Here is a 3,982-nt window from a genome sequence, read left to right as displayed (position 1 = left end):
GGGCGGGCAGGGCGCCGCCATCCTCGGCGAGGCGGGCGAGGGTGGTGGTGATCCACAAGGTCCAGGCGCGGCACGCCTCCGCCTCGTCCCCGGCATCGCCCGCGAGCTCTTCGGCGAGAGCGGGCTTGGGCTCGGCGGCATGACGCAGGGCCGAGAGGCGCGCACCGATCCGGCGCAGGGTCGCGTCGGCGACCATGGCGGTCTCGACCTGGGGGTGGCGCCCGGCGCGGGGCTGCTGCAGGGCGCGGGAGAGGGCGGCCTCCAGGCTGTTGAGGGCGAGGCCGCTGGCCCGCGCCGCGGCCTCCGCCGCCCCCCTCCGCTCGGCCTCCGCCCGATTCGAGAGCACGGTGCGCGCGAAATCGGCATGGGCCTTGACGGCCTTCCTCAGTTCGAGACGGACCTGATCCGGCTCCCAGACCGGCCAGAGCAGCAGGCTGCTCGCCACCGCGATGAGACCTCCGAGCAGGGTGAAGAGGGCGCGCATGCCCGCGACTTCCCAGGAGGCATGGCCGGGCTCCATCACCTCCACCAGCAGCACCACCAGGGGCGTCAGGCAGGCGATGAAGAAGGCATAGCTCACCTGCCGGGCGGCAAAACCGATGATGCTCAACGGAAAGATCAGCGCCGCGAGCGCCAGGGTCGTCGTGGCGAGGCTGGCGAGCAGGGCGCCGAACAGCCCACCGAGCACCGTGCCGCCGATCCGCTCCAGCGCCCGCTGCCAGGTGGCGGCGTAGAAGGGCTGCATGGTCAGCACCACCGTGATGGTGAGCCAGTGCGTGAACGGCCCCGGCCAGAGCAGGGTGAGACCGAGGACCGGGGCGGTGACGGTGCTGGCGCGGATCGCGTGCCGCAGGTTCGGCGAGGCCAGGGTGAAGTTCGCCTTCAACGGGCCGAGCATCCTCTGGCGCAGGGGCAGGCTGGCGCTCCCCAGCAGCGTGCCGCCGGGGCGATACCCTTCCGGCGTCGAGAGCTTGGCCCCGATGCGGACGCGGTCGAGGATGCGCTCGGCCAGGGACTTGAGGGCAGGGTCGGACGCGAATCCGCGCCCCGCCCGCGCGATCGAGCGCTCGATGCGCGGCAGGTCGAGGACGGTGTCGTCGCGGATCGCCCGCGCGACCACGAGGAGGAGCGGCCGCAGGCGGCGCAGCAGGCGCCGGGTCCGGACCTGGCGGTTGGGGTTGCGGTCGGCCTCGATCCGGTCGGACAGGGCGATGAGGGCGGCGAAGATCTGCTCGGCGCTCTCCAGCCGGATCAGCGCCTGGGCGGTGCGGTCGGAGACGCGCTCGCGGCTGCGGGCGAGGTCGACGATGAGGCCGCGGGCGAGCTCGATCGCCTCGCGCACGCCGCGGCGATGGGCGCGGGCATGGTCGTCGAATCCCGCCGCGCCGGCCTCGTCCGAGGCCGCGAGGTCTTCGAGATCGCCGCTGAGCAGAGCGAGCCGGCGCCAGACCTCGGCCACGGCCCTCTGGGTAGGGCGGTAAGGGTTGAGCCGCCACAGAGCGAGGGCCAGCACCGTCGCCCACAGGCCGCCGGCCAGCACCATCGCTCCGGCGATGACGGCCTCGCCGCCGGTGAGGGGACGGTCGAGGGCGAAGGCCAGGACGAGGACGAGGACGTTGCCGGCGGTCTGCTCCTGCACGCCCCAGACCCGCGCATAGCTGCAGCAGAAGATGACGAGGGTGGCGAGGGGCACAACGAGCGCCGGGCCATGGGGCTGGAGCAGGCCGAACAGGCTCCAGATCAGGCTGCCGATCACCGAGAACACGGCGAGCACCATCAGCCGGGAGCGCATCGGGCCGCCGATATCGGCAAAGCAGGTGAGGTTGGCCGCAAGCGCCATGATCAGGAGCGGGGGCCACGCCACGAATTCGTGGAGCAGGATGACGGTGCCGAAGGCGCAGGCCGCCCGGATGCCTTCGATGATGCTGAGCCCGCGCGGGTCGAGGGCGATCGGCAGGCGCGCGAGGTTCGATCCCGGCGTGGAGAGGGAGCCCCGCCCCATGAGGAAGCCGGCCACGCGCCCGCGCCGGAGGCCGCCGGAGACGGCGCCGCTGGCCTTGGCCCTGGGGTTCGGAGGGAGGGACAACCGGGACGCTCCGCCGGGCGGCATGCCCGGTGTGAGGCGGTTTAGAGCCGATCGCCGCAGCGCAAAACCCATGACGTCGCCCCCGCCGGGCGGGCCGGCCCCCAGCGCATGGCGAACCGCCCGGCCGCGCTGGATTTCGTATGCATTTTCACCCGCCGGGGTTGGAAAGAGTCCAGTCTGGCCGGCGCCTTGCATGGGCGTTCGCGACACCGGCAATTTCGCCGATCATCGGTCGACCGAGGAAAAGCACAACACGATGAGAGGCTTGGCAGAACATCTTCGCGTTGGACTCGTGGCCGCGGCGCTCGCCGCCGGCGGCATGGTGCCGTCCGCATGGGCACAGGGAACGCTGCGCATCGGAATGACCGCGTCGGACATCCCGCTCACCACGGGGCAGGCCGACAATGGCGGCGAGGGCATGCGCTTCACCGGCTACACGGTCTACGACGCGCTCATCAACTGGGACCTGTCGAGCGCGACCAAGCCCTCCGACCTCACCCCCGGTCTGGCCACCTCCTGGGCGGTGGATGCCGCCGACAAGACCAAGTGGATCTTCAAGCTGCGCCCCGGTGTCACCTTCCACGACGGGTCGCCCTTCACCGCCGAGTCGGTGGTGTGGAACTTCGACAAGCTCCTCAAGACCGATGCGCCGCAATTCGATCCGCGCCAGTCGGCGCAGGGTAGGTCGCGCATCCCCGGTGTCGCCAGCTACCGCGTGGTCGATCCGATGACGGTGGAGATCACCACCAAGGCACCGGACGCGACGCTGCCCTACCAGATCGCCTGGATCATGATGTCCTCGCCGGCGCAGTGGGAGAAGCTGGGCAAGAGCTGGGACGCATTCGCCAAGACTCCGTCCGGCACCGGCCCGTGGAAGCTGACCCTGTTCGCCCCGCGCGAGCGCGCCGAGATGGCCCCCTTCGCCGAATACTGGGACAAGGCGCGGGTGCCCAAGCTCGACAAGCTGGTGCTGGTGCCCCTGCCGGAGGCCAATGCCCGCGTGGCGGCCCTTCGCTCGGGCCAGGTCGACTGGATCGAGGCCCCGCCGCCGGACGCCATCGCCTCCCTCAAGGGGGCGGGGTTCAGCATCGTCACCAACGCCTATCCGCATAACTGGACCTGGCACCTGTCGCGGGCAGAGGGTTCGCCGTGGAACGACATCCGCGTGCGCAAGGCCGCCAACCTCGCCGTCGACCGCGAGGGCATGAAGGAGATGCTCAGCGGCCTGATGATCCCGGCACAGGGCTTCATGCCGCCGGGCTCGGCCTGGTTCGGCTCGCCGACCTTCAAGCCGACCTATGACCCCGACGCGGCCAAGAAGCTCCTGGCCGAGGCCGGGTACGGCCCCAACAAGCCCATCGTCACGAAGATCCTCATCGCACCCTCGGGCTCGGGCCAGATGCAGCCCCTGCCGATGAACGAGCTGATCCAGCAGAACCTCGCCGATATCGGAATCAAGGTGAATTTCGAAGTCGTCGAGTGGAACGCGCTCATCAACCTGTGGCGGGCCGGCGCGAAGGCCGACGTGTCGCGCGGCGCCACGGGGATGAACTTCTCCTACTTCATCCAGGACCCCTTCACCGGCTTCATCCGCCACCTGCAGTGCAATCTGGCGGCCCCCAACGGCACGAACTGGGGCCATTACTGCGACCCCGAGATGGACAAGCTGTTCGATCAGATCCGCACGACGTTCGATCCGGCCGAGCAGATCAAGGTGCTGCAGAAGGTCCACGAGAAATACGTCGACGAGGCGCTGTTCCTCATGGTCGCCCACGACACCAACCCGCGCGCCATGAGCTCGAAAGTGAAGGGCTTCGTCCAGGCCCAGAATTGGTACCAGGACTTCTCGCCCATCACCGTGGGGAAGTGAGACGCATCCTCCCTCCCCCTTGTGGG

At 70.0% G+C, this 3,982-nt stretch carries 2 protein-coding genes; one reads left to right on the top strand and one right to left on the bottom strand.

All coding sequences use genetic code 11. The features are described 5' to 3' along the window. On the bottom strand, window positions 1-2,086 hold a 2,086-nt coding region (locus MBTS_RS22500; protein ID WP_192216531.1), incomplete at its 3' end, for an FUSC family protein. 256 nt (window positions 2,087-2,342) lie between these two features. Here MBTS_RS22500 and MBTS_RS22495 point away from each other — a divergent pair. After that, on the top strand, window positions 2,343-3,956 hold the full coding sequence (locus MBTS_RS22495) for an ABC transporter substrate-binding protein (RefSeq protein WP_192216530.1): 1,614 nt from the start codon (window positions 2,343-2,345) through the stop codon (window positions 3,954-3,956). The last annotated feature ends 26 nt before the right edge of the window (window positions 3,957-3,982 follow it).

The sequence above is a fragment of the Methylobacterium bullatum genome (assembly GCF_014845095.1).
Classification (GTDB): domain Bacteria; phylum Pseudomonadota; class Alphaproteobacteria; order Rhizobiales; family Beijerinckiaceae; genus Methylobacterium; species Methylobacterium bullatum.
Note: the sequence above shows the minus strand (reverse complement) of the source record. Positions and strands in the feature narration are given on the sequence as shown.

Coding starts and splice junctions, on each gene's coding strand:
- MBTS_RS22495 (WP_192216530.1), top strand. CDS start 2,343: ATGAGAGGCTTGGCAGAACATCTTCGCGTTGGACTCGTGGCCGCGGCG.